The organism is Gymnodinialimonas sp. 202GB13-11 (genome assembly GCF_040932485.1).
GTDB lineage: Bacteria > Pseudomonadota > Alphaproteobacteria > Rhodobacterales > Rhodobacteraceae > Gymnodinialimonas > Gymnodinialimonas hymeniacidonis.
In genome coordinates, this window is sequence record NZ_JBFRBH010000001.1 from 3,789,212 (window position 1) to 3,806,840 (window position 17,629).

Below are 17,629 nucleotides of genomic sequence, written 5' to 3' on the forward strand. Positions count from 1 at the left end.
ACATCGACTCAGCGAAATTGAATTGCCTGTCAAGATGCAGGCTTCCCGCGGTTAGACGGAAAGACCCCGTGCACCTTTACTACAGCTTCAGACTGGCAACAGGACTGGGATGTGCAGGATAGGTGGTAGGCTTTGAAGCAGGAACGCTAGTTTCTGTGGAGCCTCCCTTGAGATACCACCCTTCGCATTCTTGTTGTCTAACCGCGGTCCGTTATCCGGATCCGGGACCCTCTGTGGCGGGTAGTTTGACTGGGGCGGTCGCCTCCTAAAGAGTAACGGAGGCGCGCGAAGGTTGGCTCAGAGCGGTCGGAAATCGCTCGTTGAGTGCAATGGCAGAAGCCAGCCTGACTGCGAGACTGACAAGTCGAGCAGAGTCGAAAGACGGCCATAGTGATCCGGTGGTCCCGCGTGGAAGGGCCATCGCTCAACGGATAAAAGGTACGCCGGGGATAACAGGCTGATGATGCCCAAGAGTCCATATCGACGGCATCGTTTGGCACCTCGATGTCGGCTCATCTCATCCTGGGGCTGGAGCAGGTCCCAAGGGTATGGCTGTTCGCCATTTAAAGAGGTACGTGAGCTGGGTTTAGAACGTCGTGAGACAGTTCGGTCCCTATCTGCCGTGGGTGTAGGATACTTGAGAGGAGTTGCCCCTAGTACGAGAGGACCGGGGTGAACGATCCACTGGTGGACCAGTTGTCGTGCCAACGGCAGTGCTGGGTAGCTATGATCGGAAAGGATAACCGCTGAAGGCATCTAAGCGGGAAGCCCCCCTCAAAACAAGGTATCCCTGAGAACCGAAGTAGACCACTTCGTCGATAGGCCGGAGATGTAAGCGCAGTAATGCGTTCAGTTGACCGGTACTAATTGTTCGATAGGCTTGATTTGATCCAGTGAAAGCCAGGAATGGCTTGATTGGACCACAAGCGTCACACACCAATCATCAGTGTGCGCGACTTGGATGATGTTTCTTTTTTGGTTTGGTGGTCATAGCGAGAGCAAAACACCCGGCTCCATTCCGAACCCGGCCGTTAAGTGCCTTTGCGCCGATGGTACTGCATCTTAAGGTGTGGGAGAGTAGGTCACCGCCAAACCTAATAAGAAACATCACCCGTATCTCTCTAACGATTTCCACCTCAGACGCCTTAACAGACGCCACGAGGTGAAAAATTGGCGCGGGGTGGAGCAGCCCGGTAGCTCGTCAGGCTCATAACCTGAAGGTCGTAGGTTCAAATCCTACCCCCGCAACCAAAACCCATTCATGGAAACGAATTAGCGCAACGGCGCGATCGTGTGTGCGATCCGTACATGCGGCTGTCTGACCCGGGCACACACCTCCTCGCAATCAGCGGCACGGGGCGCGCAAGACGGAGCAATAGATACTTAGATCAGGTCAATAAGGCGAAAACCGCCTCAAGACGTGTGTGACTGGTTTCAATTGCAACTGCCCACTGCTACCCCAACCCAATGTCACGTTCCGAATTTCACCTGCCCCATTTTCTGCCCTATCTCCTCAACCAAGCGGCTGAGGCGGCAAGTCATGAATTCCAAGCCTATTACCGTGCGCGGTACGGAATGCTTCGCACAGAATGGCGCGTTCTGTTTCACTTGGGCTGCTACGGTGAACTGTCCGCCAAGCGGATCTGTGAGCTAGCGTCTTTGCATAAAACCAAAGTCAGCAGGGCAGTGGCTGCATTGGAAAGCAAACGCTTCCTCGCCCGGACCGAGACCGAAGCGGATCGACGGATTGAGCGTTTGTCGTTAACCGCGAGCGGACGGCAGACCTTCAAAGACTTGTCGGCTGCGGCTGCGCGTTTCGAATCTGAGCTGGTCGAAGGGCTGCCACCGGAAGAGGTCAGATTGCTGCGCTCCGTGTTGCTGAAAATGTCGGGGTTGGACCAAAAGCATCCCTGATTCGCCTGAAAAACTGCGCCAAACTGCGCGCACAAGCCGCTGTGCTCTGTGACCTCCGCACTGGTCTGAAAACCCTTAAAGGCCAATTGATATACGATTGATATACCGCAAGCGCAGGTTATCTGTCTGCATTCTCAGTTCACTTCTCGGATTGCTCTACTCGTGCGCGCTCGTTGAAAACCTTGACGTTGCGGCCAACCCAGCTGCCCACAATTAGGGTTGGACGCGCCCCCCACTTGTTTTTATCGTTTCGGTCAAAAGAAAAAATCCAATGGGAGGATCTTATGACCAAACTGCAGACTCTGCGGCTGACATGTGCCGCCACCGCTCTTGTCGCTGCGGGCGCCGCCTCGGCCGACGAAGTGAATTTCTTGTGCTACCAGAATGGTAATGAATGCGACGTTCTCGGTGAGCTTGCCGCGGCGTTCGAAGCTGAATCCGGCCACACCATCGCGATGGAAGTCGTGGGTTATGAAATCGTCCGCGATCAGTTGGAAAACCAGCTTCAAACGGATGCCGCGCCTGATGTGGCCCGCGTGACGAACCTGGGCGGACTGAACCAATATTACCTCGACCTGACCCCATACGTGGACGCGGACTACATGGAGGCGTCCTATGGCGCAGTTCTGCCGTGGTATCGCGCGCCCGGCGGTGAAGACACGGGCATCTACGGCTGGCCGACCGAGCTGACCGTGACCGGCCCGTATGTGAACGTCACCATGTTCGACGATGCTGGTGTTGAAATGCCTGGCGCGGGCGCGACGTGGGATGATTGGGCCGCGGCCCTTTCCGAGGTTCAGGAAACCCTTGGCATGGACGCCGCGCTTGCGATGGACCGTACCGCGCACCGTTGGGCCGGTCCCGCCTTCTCCTACGGCGCAGCGTTCTTCGATGATGCTGGTGAGCCGATCCTCGTCGACGAAGGCTTCCGCAACTATGCCGAGACCTTCGTGGGCTGGCACGAAAGCGGCCTGATGCCCGCCGATGGCTGGCCCGCCGGCACCGGCACCAACTATCGCAACGCGGCGCCACTGTTCCTTGATGGCTCGGTTGCAATGCACATGTCGGGGTCGTGGATGATCGGCAACTATGCCGAGAACATCACCAACTTCGAATGGCGTGCAGTTCCCGCGCCTTGCGGCCCGGGCGGTTGTGGCGCAATGCCAGGCGGCGCAGGCATCGTGGCGTTTGAGTCCACCGATGTGCCGGAAGCGGCAGCCGCTTGGATCGAGTTCCTCGCCCGTGAGGAGAACGCGGCCACGTTCGCGGCGCAAACCCGCTCGATCACGGCACACCAGGGCCTTCAGGCCTCGGGCGTTGATTATGGTGACACCGACCCGGCGGTTGCCTCGGCACTGTCGACTTTCGCGGCCTCCATCGGTGAAGCGGCCAATTCCACGCCGCAGGCCTTTACCTTCCAGGGCTACTCCAAGAACTTCGTGATTTACGGGGTTGTGCCGGATTACATCACGCAGGTGATCACCGGCGAAATGAGCATGGATGACGCGCTGGCCGCCATCGACGCGGACGTTGCCGCCCAGATCGCCGAGTAAGACGGCTCAGGCGGGGCCATGTGGGACGCGATTTATAACGCTTTCGCAGGCTCCTCCTGGCCTCTGGGCTTTCTGATTTACCTTATCGTTGGGGCGGTCGTTGCCCGCCCCAGCGGATCCTTGGGGTCTCGCGCCATGGCCGTGCTCGGCTGGCCGGTCGAATTGGCGCAGAAGATGCGCGGCCACGGGCCGCTGCCATATGTCTTTCTGCTACCGAACCTCCTTGTCTTCGGAATTTTCACGTTTGCGCCGTTGTTCATCAACGTGGGTTTCAGTGTCACCGAAGGGCAGTCAATCAACTTCGCCGATCGCCCCTATGCGGGGACCGACAACTGGTCGCGCCTGTTGGCAGAGACGCAGATTGATACAGGCCAACCGAACCTTGAAGACGACCAATTCCGTCAAGCGGTTCTGGATACCTCCGTCTTCGTGATCTTTCAGGTTCCGATCATGGTGCTGTTTGCGCTGATCACAGCGCTCGTCCTGAACCGTCCGATCATTGCACGCGGTTTCTGGCGGTCGATCTTCTTCTACCCCGTAATGCTGTCGCCCGTGGTGGTGGGTTTCTTGTGGACCCTGATCCTGAAGCGGCAGGGGGTTTTGTCCCTAACCCTGATGGAATGGGGTTGGATTGATGAACCAATCCAATGGCTGGTCGATCCGGCTTGGACGATGTTCTGGTCCGTCTTCGTGTTCACGTGGGCGCATCTGGGCTTTTACATGCTGATCCTGTTGGCAGGCCTTCAGGCGATCCCGGGTGATCTCTATGAGGCAGCGGAAATGGACGGCGCCTCGCCCTGGCGAGTACTGACCAAGATCACTCTGCCGCTTCTGATGCCGACACTTCTGGTCGTGACCGTCCTGTCGCTCATCAAAGCCTTCCAAGCATTTGAGGAACTCTACGCCATGCAGGTCGGCTGGATTTCCATTGTCGCCTACATCTTCGAAACCGCCGGCCTGCGCGGCAACCCAACGCCCAATGGCCTTGGCATTGCAGCCACGGCTTCGCTGATCATTGCGGGTGCGCTGGCGGTGCTGTCGATCATCCAGATATTCCTCAGCGGACGGAACGCGAGATGAGCGCGGTATGGGAGTTCATGGCCCGCACTCAAGGGCGCAATGGGCGGCTGACTTGGACCGATTGGTTGTCCTACGCGTACCTGATGCTGGGTTTCTTGATCATCCTGCTGCCAGTGCTTTGGCTCGGTCTGAACTCCATCAAGACGCAGTTCCAGATTGAGTCGCAGGATCTGTCGCTTCTGCCAGGTGATTTTGACCGCGTGGCGCGGGCGACTGTGAACGGCCCGGACGGCCGAGAGATTTTCGTGATCGGAGATCTTCCCGGTTGGGTGCTGAACTGGTCCGACCTCAGCGCAGCAGAGCGCGCCGATCAGGATGTGGCCGGGTTCCTGGCCGGGCTGGAGGGCAATGCGCTTTACGCCTTGCGTTCGCACTTGGGCGAGGTTGCGCCCGCGGCCCGCGCCATGATCGCGGAGGAGGGGCTTCCGGAATGGCTCAACCGCTACGGCGCCCTAACCCCTACCGCGCGGGAGGCGTTCGACCTGAACGCGGTGGTCGAGACACTCGACGAGGATCAGCAGCGCCTGCTGCTCGAATATCTCGGCCAACCACCCTATGAGCCCAACCGCATCGTCACCCAGGCCCTTGTGACGGCACCAAACCCGGAGACGGGTGAGGCCATGCAATGGGCTATTCCCAACCCCAACGCGACGTCCGAGTTCTTTCCGGGCCGTGCGGTTGACGGCTCCATCGACGGCGTTGTGCGTTTGCCTGCCGATAGCGTCACGGCCACCCGTACCGTCTCGCCCGCATGGGAAAACTATGCCGAGCCGCTTGCGGGCGATGCCTTTGGCCTGACCATCGACTTCACGACCTGCATCACGAACTCGGTCCTTGTGACGGTTATCGCCACGTTCATCACGCTGCTGATCAACTCCATGGCGGCCTTTGCCCTGTCAAAATACACGTTCCGGGGGCAGACTTTTTTCCTTGTGCTGATCCTGGCGACATTGATGGTGCCGGCCACCATAACGCTTGTGGGAGTGTTCAAGGCCATTGATGCGACCGGCCTGTCAGGCTCGATCTGGGGTGTGATTGTCCCCGGTGCAGCCACGCCTGCGGGCGTCTTCTTGCTGCGCCAGTACATGCTGACGATCCCTGAAGAGCTGCTGGAAGCCGCACGCATGGACAGCGCGTCTGAATGGAAAGTTTTCTGGCGTATTGTGCTGCCGCTGGCCCTTCCGGCCATCGCAGCGCTCGGCATCCTGTCGATCATCTGGCGCTGGAATGACCTGATCATCCCGATGATCGCCATTTCAACGAACACCGAGGCTTATACGATCCAACTCTGCCTGCTGGCCTTCCGGGGGGAACAGGTAAGCCAGGAACATTACCGTCTAGCGATGACGGTGGTGTCGCTGATCCCGACGACCCTCGTGTTCATCTTCCTGCAGAAATACATCACGACCGGTATCGCGAATACCGGCATGAAGTGAGGCCCCAATGGCGCTACTAGAGCTTCGCAACGTTAAGAAATCCTACGGCCCTGTGGACGTGATCCACGGCATCGACATTACGGTTCAATCGGGGGAGTTCTGCGTCTTCGTCGGCCCGTCGGGCTGCGGCAAGTCCACTCTGTTGCGCATGATCGCGGGGCTGGAGAAGATCACGGGTGGCGAAATCGCAATCGATGATGAAGTGCTGAACAACGTCACAGCATCTGAGCGGGGCCTTGCGATGGTGTTCCAAAGCTACGCGCTCTACCCCCACATGTCGGTGCGCGCGAACCTCAGCTTCGGGTTGGAGAACATCTCGACCCCTAAAGCCGAAATTGAGCAGCGGGTGAACGAAGCCGCTCGGATGCTGCAGATCGAAGACTATCTCGACCGAAAACCCGGCCAGCTTTCTGGCGGGCAGCGCCAGCGTGTCGCTATTGGCCGCGCTGTGGTGCGCGAGCCGCGTGTCTTCCTGTTCGATGAGCCGCTATCAAATCTCGATGCCGAACTGCGCGTCGCCACACGCGGTGAGATAAGCGCGTTACACAAACGCCTAGGCAATACGATGGTCTACGTCACCCACGATCAGGTCGAAGCCATGACCATGGCCGACAAGATCGCCGTCCTCCGCGCCGGGCGCCTTGAGCAATTCGGTCCGCCGCTTGAGCTGTTCAACGCCCCCGCCAACCGCTTCGTCGCGGGTTTCATTGGCTCTCCCAAGATGAACTTTGTGAAGGGCACGATGGGCGAGGGCGGCAAGTTCATCTCCGCAGGCGGGGCCGAAGTCCAATTGGATGCAGCCCGTTTCAACACGCGCCCAAATCAGGCGGTCGAGCTCGGCGTCCGCCCCAGCCACACCTCGCCCTCCGATGGCGGCATTCCTTTAAAGGTTCGCGCGGTTGAGCAACTCGGAACCGAAACTTTTGTCTACGGGTCTGTCGACGGGGCCGAAGAATTTGCCATGCAGCTGGCAGGCCAAGTGGGTATCCAGCCAGATACGATACAGCACGTCGCCATCGACGCATCCTCCGCACACCTCTTCGACCTCGATAGCGGTCTGTCCTGCGCAAACTAACTGTGCGATGGGGCGGGTATGAAACACGGCTTGACTCTGTGAGTGGAACGTTCCAGTAATCCAAAATCGGAACGTTCCAATTGTGTCGGAGAAAAGCCATGCGTTGGGGATTGATCGGGGCCAGCACCATCGCTGCCGAGCACATGATCGGCGCGATCCGTGCTTCCGGTGGACAGATTGCAACGGTGATGTCTTCAGATGCCGACCGCGCGGCCAGTTATGCCGCCGCGCATGACATCGACGCAGGCGTGACTGATCTTCATGCGGCGATGGATGGCGTGGCCGCCGTCTACATCTCCACCACAAACGAAAAGCACATGGCGCAGGCGATGGCGGCCATCGAGGCGGGCAAACATGTGCTGTGTGAAAAGCCGCTTGCCATGAGCGTGGCCGATGCCGTGACCATGGTGAAGGCTGCGGATGCGGCGGGTGTCACGTTCGGCACCAATCATCACCTGCGCAATGCGGGCTCCCACCTCGCGATCCGCGAGTTGATCGAGACGGGCCGCATCGGCGATGTCCTGTCAGTCCGCGTTTTCCACGCCGTCCACCTGCCGCCGCACCTGCAAGGCTGGCGCATCGACAACCCAGATGCGGGTGGGGGTGTGATCCCTGATATCACAGTGCACGACGCCGACACGGTGCGGTTTCACTTGGATGAAGACCCGGTTGAGGTCGTCGCGATGAAAACCGCGCGCGGCATGGGGCAGGGAGTGGAAGACAGTGCAATGTCCGTCTGGTCCATGCCCTCGGGCGCGATGGTGCAGACCCACGAAAGCTTCACCCATGCCCATGCTGGCACGGGGATTGAGGTGCATGGCACCGAGGGCTCCATCATCGCGCGCAACGTGATGACGCAGCAGCCCACGGGCGACGTCATGCTACGTTTTGACGGGGGTGAGCAGGCGGTCGAGTATTCCGATCATTCCCTCTATGAGCGGGCCGTAGGCCTGTTCGCCAAGGCCTGCGCGGGCGAAGCTCGCCCCGCTGCCGATGGTGTGGATGGCGTGAAATCACTGGCCGTGGCCGCCGCCGTCAGCGAGGCCGCTGAAAAAGGCCAGCGCGTCACTGTCGACTATGGCGGAATCTGAGATGTCGAAGCTTGTCTCCGCCGCCGAAGCTGTCGCCCGGATAAAGGACAACGCCGTTGTCACTGTCTCAAGCTCTTCGGCGCTCGGTTGCCCGGACGCCGTGCTGGAGGCGCTGGGGGCGCGGTTCGACCAAGAAGGTGCACCGCGCAACCTGACGACGATCCACCCAATTGCGGCGGGTGACATGTATGGCGTGAAGGGCGTGGACCATATCGCCAGGGACGGGCTACTGGCGCGCATTATCGGCGGCTCCTACCCATCCGGCCCCTCCTCTCTGCCCATGCCTGCGATCTGGCAAATGGTCGTCGAAGACCGCGTGGCCGCCTACAACGTGCCGTCCGGTATCCTCTTCGACATGCACCGAGACGTCGCCGCGCGTCGCCCCGGTGTGTTGACACAAGTGGGGTTGGAGACCTTCGTCGACCCGATCCGCGAAGGCTGCGCGATGAACGACAGCGCCGCGAAAGCCCCCATCGTCCAGCGCACGGAATTTGCAGGCGACACCTGGCTGCACTTCCCAAATATCGTGCCGGACGTAGCCATCATTCGTGCCACGACCGCTGACGAAAACGGCAACCTGACCTACGAACATGAGGGCGCCTATCTGGGCGGGCTCGACCAGGCGATTGCCACCCGCAATCATGGCGGGCTTGTCATCGCGCAGGTCAAACGCATGACCGCCGCCGGATCGCTGCGCCCGCATGACGTGCATGTGCCCGGCCACCTTGTCGACCTTATAGTGCTGGCCCCCGACCAGAAGCAAACTACAGAAACGCCGTATGATCCCGCCATAAGTGGAGAGGTCATGCGCCCTTGGTCGTCCTTCAGTCTTGCGGAACACGGCGTTGAAAAAATTATCGCCCGCCGCGCTGCGATGGAATTGCAGACGGGCATGACCGCCAACCTCGGCTTTGGCATTTCGGCTATGGTGCCTCGCATTCTGCTAGAAGAAGGCGCCCATGACGCGGTCACTTGGGCCATTGAACAAGGCGCCGTAGGCGGTATGCCCCTGACCGGTTTCGCATTCGGTTGTGCCTCCAACGCCGACGCATTCGTCCCCTCACCCAATCAGTTCAGTTACTTTCAGGGCGGTGGGTTCGACGTCTCGTTTCTGTCGTTCATGGAGGTCGACGTGGATGGCAACGTCAATGTCTCCAAGCTTGGCAAAAAGCCCTACCTAACCGCCGGGTGCGGCGGCTTTGTCGACATCACGGCGCACGCGAAGAAGATCGTTTTCAGCGGTTATTTTGAAGCGGGCGCTCAGCTGGAACTGAAAGACGATGGCCTCCACGTCGCAAGCCCCGGCAAGTTCACCAAGATGGTTCAGGCCGTGGAGCATGTGACCTTCGCGGGTCGCCGTGCCAAGGCGCGTGGCGCAGACGTGCTCTACATCACCGAACGCTGCGTGATGCGCTTAGGCGAAGACGGTCTTGTCGCCCATGAAGTTATGCCGGGCATCGACCCGCAGCGCGACATCGTCGATGCCTCCGAGGGGCGGGTGTCCGTGGCACAAGACGCCACGACTATGCCGCTCTCCCTCCTGCGCGACACGCCAATGGGGCTTGAGCTATGAGTGCCGTTCACCTCGACATCGAAGGCGAAATCGCCCGTATTCGCCTCGACAATCCGTCGAAGCTCAATGCGCTCACGATGGAAATGTTGGAGCAGCTTGAACAAGCCTGCGCGACACTTGAACGTTCGCCCAATATCCGCGCCGTGATCCTTACGGGTGATGGTGACCGCGCCTTTTGCGCCGGGGCCGACATCAAGGCTTGGGGCGAGCTCAGCCCCACCGACTTCGCCCGCAATTGGGTGCGTGAAGGCCATCGCATCTATGACCGTTTCGCACGGCTATCCATCCCGACCATCGCCGCAATCCACGCTCCCGCAATGGGCGGCGGGTTAGAATTGGCCGCCTGCGCCGATATCCGCGTCATGGCCCCAATGGCGACGCTGGCCTTACCAGAGGCGCAGGTCGGCATCGTGCCCGGCTGGGGAGGGACAAACCGCCTACTTCGCCTGCTGCCGGAACCTGTCGTCAAGGAAATGGCGCTCTTCGGGCGCAAACTGACCGCCGACAAGGCGTGGTCGCTCGGCTTCGTGGCCGAGGTCGCAGAAAACCCGCTGGCCACGGCTGTGGCCATCGCCGAGCAAGCCGCGCAAGCCAGCCCCCGTGCCCATGAGGTCGCTAAATACCAAATCCACGCGGCTGTCGGCGAAGACCGTGCGGCCCTTATCGAGGCCCTGGGCGGCGGCATGATAGGCGCAACCGATGATCGCGCCGAGGGCGTGGCGCGCTTCAAAGACAAACGCAAACCAGTTTTTCCGGGGACGTGAAACATGACCGAGATGACGATTATTCCCGGATCGCCCTTCAAGGCACCTCCACTCTTCGAGGGGCGGCACCTGATTGATGGCGTATGGACGAAAAGCGCCGACGCCGAGCAATCGGCCCGCAAATCCCCGGCGCACGGTGCCTTGGTCAGCACCGCCGCGCTTGGCGGTCGAGCCGACGCCGAAGCCGCCATTGCAGCGGCGCGCAAGACCTTTGACGCGGGGGATTGGGCGTTTTCCAGCGGGGCGTCCCGCGCGAAGATCCTGCTCAAGACCGCCGATCTGATCGAGCGTGATCTTGACCGCATTGCCGCTATGGAAACCCTCGAGTCCGGCAAACCGATTAGCCAGGCGAAGGCCGAGATTGCCGGTGCCGCAGACCTTTGGCGCTATGCCGCCAGCCTCGCCCGGATGATCCACGGTGACAGCCACAACAGCCTTGGTGCCGACATGCTGGGCGTCGTACTGAAGGAACCCATTGGTGTCGTCTCTCTCATCACTCCATGGAACTTCCCGTTCCTCATCATCTCGCAGAAACTGCCATTCGCGCTCGCTGCTGGCTGCACCGCCGTCATCAAGCCCTCCGAACTGACGCCGTCGACCACCTGCATTCTTGGGGAGTTGCTGATCGAAGCCGGTCTGCCAGCTGGTGTTGCCAATATCGTCTTGGGTTTCGGTGATCCGGTGGGGGAGGTCCTATCCACTGATCCCCGCGTCGACATGGTCTCCTTCACCGGCTCCACTGGCGTCGGAAAGCGCATCAGCGCTGCGGCGTCCGGCACCCTCAAGAAGGTCTCGCTCGAACTGGGCGGCAAGAACCCGCAGGTGATCTTCCCCGATGCCGACCTCGATCAGGCCGCCGATGCCATCACCTTCGGCGTCTATTTCAATGCTGGCGAATGCTGCAATTCCGGCAGCCGCATCATTGTGCATGAGGATGTAGCGGAGGCGCTGACCGACAAGGTCGTCGCCCTGTCCCGCAAGGTGCCCTTCGGCGACCCGCTCGATCCCGCCACGCAGGTTGGCGCGATCATCAGTCCGGAGCATATGGCAAAGATTGACGGCTACGTGCAGGATGCTGTGGCGGATGGGGCCAAGATCGCAATCGGTGGCGCGGCCCTCAACGTGGATGGTGCCAGCCCGCAATTCTACCAGCCAACAGTCGTCACAAACCTTCGCCCCGACATGCCCATTGCGCGGGAGGAGGTGTTCGGTCCGGTCCTTTCGGTTCTCACCTTCAAGACTCTCGATGAAGCCCTAAGCCTTTGTAACGACGCAGCCTATGGACTGTCGGCTGGCGTTTGGTCGAAGGACATGTCGACCTGCCTCGATTTCGCGCGCCGCGTGCAGGCGGGCACCGTATGGACGAACACGTGGATGGATGGCTACCCCGAAATGCCCTTCGGCGGCGTCAAGGAAAGTGGGCAGGGGAGGGAGCTTGGGCGCTACGGCCTCGACGAATTCCTCGAAGTGAAAACCGTGCAAATGCGTATCGGTGACACGCGTCAGCCTTGGGTTTCGTCCGAATGATGCAGCCGCTCGAAATCCGGCATCAGGATATGCGACAGGGCGCCGGGGTCCTCGCCCTGCATCCGACGCAGCAGCATTTCTGCCATCTTGCGCCCGGTCTCGCGCAGATCCTCGAACACGGTGTCGATACGTGGCCGGATATTGTCGAAGATGGGCGAGGCGCGTTTGGCAAAGACATCGGCGTCCCGACCCAGAACGGCGTCGCTGTCCGCCATTGCCGACAGCGTGACAAGCGCCGTCACCTCACCCACGCAAACATAGCCATCGGGCGGCGTGTCGCCCGCGCGACTGGCGCGCAGCGCCTCGGCGATGCGGGCAGCGGGGCTGTCGAGCGTCACGCCTTCGACAATCTCATGTTCGACACCAACATTCCGCGCCTCGCTCAAAAAGCCGTAGCGGAGGTGTTGCGTGAAGGTGAACCGATCCTCCGGCAGGATCAGCGACAGCCGAGTGCGCCCCTTGGCGACAAGGCGTTGGACCGCCTGCCGCGCGAAGGCTTCATTGTCGAAATCGACGTAAGGGTGTGGGGCGGTGAACTCCGTCCGGCCATGGCTGACGAAGGGGAAATCGTTTTCCATCAGCAGGCGCACGCGCGGATCGAACGCTTCTGTTCGCGTAAACAGAACGCCATCGGCCAGATGGTTGCGCAGAATGTTGCGAACAGGCGCAAGGCGGTCATCGCCGACGTCATCGGGAACGACGTTGACGGAATATCCTGTGCCTTGCAGCGCCTCTGTGATGCCCGAAAGAAACTCATGAGTGAATCCAAGGAATTCGTGCTCGGTGTTGAGAAGCAGGGTAACAACCTGAGTGCGTCCGGTCCGCAATCTGCGAGCGGCGCGGTCGGGCACATAGCCTGCCAGGGCCGCAGCCTCGGCCACCAGCGCGCGCGTCTTCGCAGCGATTCGCGGATCATCGGCCAATGCGCGGCTGACCGTCGCCACCGAGAAACCCGTCGCCTCCGCAAGGCTGCGCAGCGTCGGCTTGTCCCCGCTTGGCGCGGTCGGCAGGTCGGTTGTTTCGCGGCTCATGGCGAGAGGTCGCCCTTTGGTTGCATCGCGCACTATATTGCGCGAGATTTCAAACGTTTCAATAGCCGTCTTCAGACATGCGATCATTCCGCACTGCAGCAAAACCCAAGCATTTATGCTGTTGTGCAGCGATGCTTGCATGTGAAAGTCTCAATTTCTGGTTGACTTCAACCGGATTTATAACGTTTTAATTCTGTCAGCCCCGGTAAGGGGATTGGTCAATAGGGAGGAAACGACATGACCATGATGAAAAAACTACACCTCGGTGTGGCGGCTCTGGCCATCACGGCAACCGGTGCTGTGGCTCAGGAAGTTGAGGTTCTGCACTGGTGGACGTCGGGTGGCGAAGCGGCCGCTCTGAACGTTTTGCGTGAAGACCTTGCCGGTGGCGGCATCGGCTGGACCGATATGCCCGTTGCCGGTGGTGGCGGCTCCGACGCCATGACCGTCCTGCGCGCCCGCGTCACCGCAGGTGACCCGCCGACCGCCGTTCAGATGCTCGGCTTCGCCATTCAGGACTGGGCCGCCGAAGGTGCGCTGGCTGACCTGAACGCACTCGCAGAAGAGCAGAACTGGAACGAAGTGGTTCCTGAGGCGCTTCAGCGCTTCTCGACCTATGAGGGCAATTGGGTTGCCGCACCCGTGAACGTGCACTCGACCAACTGGGTCTGGGCCAACACCGCGCTCATGGAAGAGCTTGGCATCGAACAGCCCGGCACTTGGGAAGAATTCGTCGCCGCCATGCAGGCCGCTCAGGATGCAGGCTACACGGCACTGGCCCACGGTGGTCAGGCTTGGCAGGACGCCACGGTGTTTGACTCGATGGTGATGGGTGTTGGCGGGCCTGAGTTCTATCAGGCAGCTTTCGTAGACCTCGACCCCGAAGCGCTCGGCAGCGACATGATGGTCGAAGCCTTCGACCGCATGAGCACCCTGCGCGGCTTCGTGGACGACAACTTCTCGGGTCGTGACTGGAACCTGGCCTCGGCCATGGTCATCAACGGCGAAGCTCTGTTCCAGATCATGGGTGATTGGGCGAAGGGTGAATTCGTCAACGCGGGCATGACCGCTGGTGAAGAATTCCAGTGCTTCCGCGTGCCCGGCACCGAAGGCACTGTGACCTTCAACTCCGACCAGTTCGCGATGTTCAACGTGGAAGACGAAGGTGACCAGGCCAGCCAGGTTGCCATGGCCTCCGCCGTGATGAGCCCTGAGTTCCAGATCGCGTTCAACGTGGTCAAAGGTTCCGCGCCTGCACGCACCGACATCGACCCGTCTTCGTTCGACGCTTGCGGTCAGGCTGCTATGGCAGACCTCGCGGCAGCCGGTGAATCCGGTGGCCTCTTCGGCTCCATGGCCCACGGCCACGCCAACCCGCCGTCGATCCAGAACGCGATGTATGACGTGATTACCGCGCACTTCAACGGTGAGTTCGACTCCGCAACTGCGGCTGAAGAAATGGTCACCGCTGTTGAGCTGGCTCAATAATCACTGACCCGGACCGGCCCTTTTGTGGGGCCGGTCCACTCTAATCGACCCACCCGATTTCGAAGGAGAGGCCCCATGGCCGCCACCGATCCCATGTTGGACAGCGGTGCGGATTTCCGCACGCGTCTTCAGGCCTGGTTGCCGAAGATCGTCCTCGCCCCATCCTTCGCCGTGATGGTGATCTTCGTCTACGGTTTCATCGCCTTCACGCTTTATCTTAGCTTCACCGACAGCCGGATGCTTCCCAGCTACGATCTAGTCGGCTGGCAAAACTACGAGCGCCTCTTCCGCGTCCGCCAGTGGGACACAGCGATTATCAACCTCGGCATATTCGCGGGCCTGTATATTGTGATCTCCACGATCATCGGCCTGTTGCTCGCCATCTTCCTCGACCAGAAAATCCGCGGCGAAGGCCTGCTGCGCCCGATTTTCCTCTATCCCATGGCCCTGTCGTTCATTGTGACAGGCACCGCTTGGAAATGGATCCTCGACCCCGCCATCGGGCTAGAGACGACCATGCACCGCTGGGGGTTTGAGAACTTCCAGTTCGACTGGATCAAGGACAGCGACATGGCGATCTACACCATCGTCATCGCCGCCGTCTGGCAATCGTCGGGCTTCGTGATGGCCATGTTCCTTGCGGGCTTGCGCGGGATCGACAACGAAATTCTCAAAGCCGCGCAAATGGACGGCGCGTCGAACTTCCAGATGTATCGCCGCATCATCCTGCCGCAGCTGCGCCCGGCCTTCCTGTCAGCCTTCGTGATCCTCAGCCACCTTGCCATCAAATCCTACGACCTCGTCGTCGCAATGACAGACGGCGGCCCCGGCACGTCCACATGGCTGCCCGCGCTCTTCATGTATGAATACACCTTCACGCGGAATCAGATGGGGATCGGCGCCTCGTCGGCCGTCATCATGCTGATGACCATCGCCGCGATCATGGTCCCCTACCTCTACGCCGAATTGAAGGAGCAGAAGTAATGGCCGTCGCATCATCCGACACCGCGATCCGCTCCTCCAAGGTGACGCGAACGTTCATCTACCTGTTCCTGCTGCTGTTTGCGCTGTTCTACCTGATGCCGCTGGGCATCATGCTGGTGAACTCGCTCAAACCCCTCAGCGAGATCACGGCTGGCGGCATGATCGCCATGCCCAACGAATGGACGATTGAGCCGTGGCTCAGCGCATGGTCCACCGCTCAGATCGGGGTAGAGCCCACGGGCCTGCGCCCCTATTTCATCAACTCCATCGCCATGGCTGTGCCCGCTGTCGCCATCTCCACCGTTGCAGGCGCGCTGAACGGATATGTCCTGACGAAATGGCACTTCCGGGGCGCCACATGGATCTTCGGCCTGCTGCTCTTCTCCTGCTTCATCCCCTTCCAGATCGTCCTGATCCCCATGGCCCGCATCCTCGGCCTGCTGGAAATCGCTGGCACGACCTACGGGTTGATCCTCGTGCACGTCGTCTACGGTATCGGCTTCTCCACGCTCTACTTCCGCAACTACTACGCGGCCTTCCCGACCGAGCTTGTCCGTGCCGCGCAAATCGACGGGGCAGGGTTCTTCCAGATCTTCTGGCGCATCATGCTGCCGTCCTCCGGCCCGATCATCGCGGTCTGCTGCATCTGGCAATTCACCAACATCTGGAATGACTTCCTGTTTGGGGCGTCCTTCGCCTCTGGCGACGCTGCCCCGATGACGGTGGCGCTGAACAACCTGGTGAACTCGTCAACAGGCGAACGCCCGTACAACGTCCACTTCGCTGGCGCCATCATGGCCGCCGCACCAACTCTCCTCGTCTACATCGTGGCCGGTCGATACTTCGTCCGTGGCCTGATGGCAGGGAGTGTAAAGGGATGAGCGAGCGCGTTTTTCTCAAGAAAAACGGCACGAAAAACTCGAGTTTTTCGCATGCCAAGACTGCAACGGAAGGACTCTGACCCATGGGTTTCCTCGACATCAACAACGTCACCAAATCCTACGGCGCGGTGGAGGTCCTGCATAAGGTCGACATCCAGGTGGAGGAGGGCGAATTCCTTGTCCTCGTCGGCCCGTCTGGCTGCGGCAAGTCCACGCTTCTCAACATGATCGCGGGGCTTGAGGGGATTTCCTCGGGCCAGATCGCCATCAAGGACCGCGTCGTAAATGACGTCACGCCGTCCAAGCGCAACATCGCGATGGTGTTCCAATCCTACGCGCTCTACCCGAACATGACCGTGGGCCAAAACATCACCTTCGGACTTGAAATGCAGGGCACGCCCAAGGCCGAGCGCGACAAGGCCATGAAGGAGGTTGCCGAACTCCTCCAGATCGAAAACCTGCTCGACCGCAAGCCCGGGCAACTCTCCGGCGGCCAGCGCCAGCGCGTCGCCATGGGCCGCGCGTTGGTCCGCGACCCTGACGTATTCCTCTTCGATGAGCCGCTGTCTAACCTCGACGCGAAACTGCGCGTCGATATGCGGACCGAGATCAAGAAGCTGCATCAGAAGCTTGGCACCACCATCGTCTACGTCACCCACGACCAGATTGAGGCGATGACGCTGAGTACCCGGATTGCCGTGATGTACGACGGCTACGTCCAGCAACTCGGCACACCGAAAGAGATCTACGACAGCCCCGCCAATCTCTTCGTGGCAACCTTCATGGGCTCGCCCGCAATGAACGTTTTGCCCGCCAAGCTCGTGGAAATGAACGGCGCGCTTCATGCGGAAGTGGCTGGGGCGGATGGTGACAAGCACCTCCGCATCGAAGACGCGCCCGCCGCCTACCGCAACTACGTCGGTAAATCCGTCATGCTCGGTATCCGACCCGAGGCGATCACCGACCCCGAAGGCGCAGACCGCAACGCGAAGAACATTCAGAGCCTCACCAACGAAGTCACCGTAACCGAGCCCGCAGGTGCGGACACCTTCGTGACCATGTCACTCGGCGGCAAGGATTGCGTCGCCCGGATGCGTGCGGATGCCGAAGCACATCCCGGCCAGCCTTTCGAGTTTGCGGTGAACATGGACAAGGCCGTTCTGTTCGACCTGTCGACCGAGGCCCGCATCGCCTGAACCCAAACCCCGGCTTCGCGGTCGGGGTTACTTTTT

At 60.4% G+C, this 17,629-nt stretch carries 14 protein-coding genes, 1 tRNA gene and 2 rRNA genes (1 of these 17 only partly in view); 16 read left to right on the top strand and 1 reads right to left on the bottom strand.

What is annotated here, in order from left to right:
* From V8J81_RS19395 to V8J81_RS19450, 12 genes are all read left to right on the top strand, one after another.
* Positions 1-888, top strand: a 23S ribosomal RNA gene (locus V8J81_RS19395) (it extends 1,940 nt beyond the left edge of the window).
* A 91-nt stretch (positions 889-979) separates the two neighbouring features.
* Positions 980-1,094 (top strand): 5S ribosomal RNA (gene rrf, locus V8J81_RS19400).
* 80 nt (positions 1,095-1,174) lie between these two features.
* A tRNA-Met gene (locus tag V8J81_RS19405) sits at positions 1,175-1,251 on the top strand.
* A 216-nt stretch (positions 1,252-1,467) separates the two neighbouring features.
* The gene (locus tag V8J81_RS19410) at positions 1,468-1,914 is read left to right on the top strand and encodes a MarR family winged helix-turn-helix transcriptional regulator (protein WP_368477387.1); all 447 of its coding nucleotides are present in this window, start codon (positions 1,468-1,470) and stop codon (positions 1,912-1,914) included.
* 284 nt (positions 1,915-2,198) lie between these two features.
* Complete coding sequence (locus tag V8J81_RS19415) at positions 2,199-3,467, top strand: ABC transporter substrate-binding protein (protein WP_368477388.1); 1,269 nt, start codon at positions 2,199-2,201, stop codon at positions 3,465-3,467.
* Positions 3,468-3,485: 18 nt separating this feature from the next.
* On the top strand, positions 3,486-4,547 hold the full coding sequence (locus tag V8J81_RS19420) for a carbohydrate ABC transporter permease (RefSeq protein ID WP_368477389.1): 1,062 nt from the start codon (positions 3,486-3,488) through the stop codon (positions 4,545-4,547).
* Complete coding sequence (locus V8J81_RS19425) at positions 4,544-5,983, top strand: carbohydrate ABC transporter permease (RefSeq protein ID WP_368477390.1); 1,440 nt, start codon at positions 4,544-4,546, stop codon at positions 5,981-5,983. The genes V8J81_RS19420 and V8J81_RS19425 overlap by 4 nt, the downstream gene beginning before the upstream one ends.
* A gap of 7 nt (positions 5,984-5,990) precedes the next feature.
* Positions 5,991-7,058, top strand: coding sequence for an ABC transporter ATP-binding protein (locus V8J81_RS19430; protein ID WP_368477391.1), 1,068 nt, complete (start codon positions 5,991-5,993; stop codon positions 7,056-7,058).
* A gap of 98 nt (positions 7,059-7,156) precedes the next feature.
* Positions 7,157-8,149, top strand: a complete 993-nt coding sequence (locus V8J81_RS19435) for a Gfo/Idh/MocA family protein (protein WP_368477392.1) — start codon at positions 7,157-7,159, stop codon at positions 8,147-8,149.
* Between the two features lies 1 nt (position 8,150).
* Complete coding sequence (locus V8J81_RS19440) at positions 8,151-9,722, top strand: acyl CoA:acetate/3-ketoacid CoA transferase (protein WP_368477393.1); 1,572 nt, start codon at positions 8,151-8,153, stop codon at positions 9,720-9,722.
* A complete protein-coding gene (locus V8J81_RS19445; RefSeq protein ID WP_368477394.1) occupies positions 9,719-10,486 on the top strand; it encodes an enoyl-CoA hydratase/isomerase family protein in 768 nt (255 codons plus the stop codon). Before V8J81_RS19440 ends, V8J81_RS19445 begins: the two co-directional genes overlap by 4 nt.
* Positions 10,487-10,489: 3 nt before the next feature.
* Positions 10,490-12,013 carry an aldehyde dehydrogenase family protein gene (locus V8J81_RS19450; protein WP_368477395.1) on the top strand — a complete coding sequence of 508 codons (1,524 nt, stop codon included), beginning with the start codon at positions 10,490-10,492 and terminating at the stop codon, positions 12,011-12,013.
* Here V8J81_RS19450 and V8J81_RS19455 read toward each other — a convergent pair.
* Positions 11,989-13,044: a LacI family transcriptional regulator gene (locus V8J81_RS19455; protein WP_368477396.1), complete on the bottom strand. Its 1,056-nt coding sequence runs from the start codon at positions 13,042-13,044 to the stop codon at positions 11,989-11,991. The two genes, V8J81_RS19450 and V8J81_RS19455, sit on opposite strands and share 25 nt — an antisense overlap.
* A gap of 237 nt (positions 13,045-13,281) precedes the next feature.
* Between V8J81_RS19455 and V8J81_RS19460 the strand changes: the two genes are divergently transcribed.
* The 4 genes from V8J81_RS19460 (at position 13,282) to V8J81_RS19475 (ending at position 17,593) form a co-directional block, all read left to right on the top strand.
* Entirely contained in the window at positions 13,282-14,532 is a 1,251-nt protein-coding gene (locus V8J81_RS19460; protein WP_439649914.1) for an ABC transporter substrate-binding protein, read from the top strand.
* A gap of 75 nt (positions 14,533-14,607) precedes the next feature.
* Positions 14,608-15,516: a carbohydrate ABC transporter permease gene (locus V8J81_RS19465; RefSeq protein ID WP_368477397.1), complete on the top strand. Its 909-nt coding sequence runs from the start codon at positions 14,608-14,610 to the stop codon at positions 15,514-15,516.
* Complete coding sequence (locus V8J81_RS19470) at positions 15,516-16,397, top strand: carbohydrate ABC transporter permease (protein ID WP_368477398.1); 882 nt, start codon at positions 15,516-15,518, stop codon at positions 16,395-16,397. The genes V8J81_RS19465 and V8J81_RS19470 overlap by 1 nt, the downstream gene beginning before the upstream one ends.
* 83 nt (positions 16,398-16,480) lie before the next feature.
* Positions 16,481-17,593: an ABC transporter ATP-binding protein gene (locus V8J81_RS19475; RefSeq protein WP_368477399.1), complete on the top strand. Its 1,113-nt coding sequence runs from the start codon at positions 16,481-16,483 to the stop codon at positions 17,591-17,593.
* Positions 17,594-17,629 lie beyond the last annotated feature (36 nt).

Coding starts and splice junctions, on each gene's coding strand:
- V8J81_RS19410 (WP_368477387.1), top strand. CDS start 1,468: ATGTCACGTTCCGAATTTCACCTGCCCCATTTTCTGCCCTATCTCCTC.
- V8J81_RS19415 (WP_368477388.1), top strand. CDS start 2,199: ATGACCAAACTGCAGACTCTGCGGCTGACATGTGCCGCCACCGCTCTT.
- V8J81_RS19420 (WP_368477389.1), top strand. CDS start 3,486: ATGTGGGACGCGATTTATAACGCTTTCGCAGGCTCCTCCTGGCCTCTG.
- V8J81_RS19425 (WP_368477390.1), top strand. CDS start 4,544: ATGAGCGCGGTATGGGAGTTCATGGCCCGCACTCAAGGGCGCAATGGG.
- V8J81_RS19430 (WP_368477391.1), top strand. CDS start 5,991: ATGGCGCTACTAGAGCTTCGCAACGTTAAGAAATCCTACGGCCCTGTG.
- V8J81_RS19435 (WP_368477392.1), top strand. CDS start 7,157: ATGCGTTGGGGATTGATCGGGGCCAGCACCATCGCTGCCGAGCACATG.
- V8J81_RS19440 (WP_368477393.1), top strand. CDS start 8,151: ATGTCGAAGCTTGTCTCCGCCGCCGAAGCTGTCGCCCGGATAAAGGAC.
- V8J81_RS19445 (WP_368477394.1), top strand. CDS start 9,719: ATGAGTGCCGTTCACCTCGACATCGAAGGCGAAATCGCCCGTATTCGC.
- V8J81_RS19450 (WP_368477395.1), top strand. CDS start 10,490: ATGACCGAGATGACGATTATTCCCGGATCGCCCTTCAAGGCACCTCCA.
- V8J81_RS19455 (WP_368477396.1), bottom strand. CDS start 13,044: ATGAGCCGCGAAACAACCGACCTGCCGACCGCGCCAAGCGGGGACAAG.
- V8J81_RS19460 (WP_439649914.1), top strand. CDS start 13,282: ATGACCATGATGAAAAAACTACACCTCGGTGTGGCGGCTCTGGCCATC.
- V8J81_RS19465 (WP_368477397.1), top strand. CDS start 14,608: ATGGCCGCCACCGATCCCATGTTGGACAGCGGTGCGGATTTCCGCACG.
- V8J81_RS19470 (WP_368477398.1), top strand. CDS start 15,516: ATGGCCGTCGCATCATCCGACACCGCGATCCGCTCCTCCAAGGTGACG.
- V8J81_RS19475 (WP_368477399.1), top strand. CDS start 16,481: ATGGGTTTCCTCGACATCAACAACGTCACCAAATCCTACGGCGCGGTG.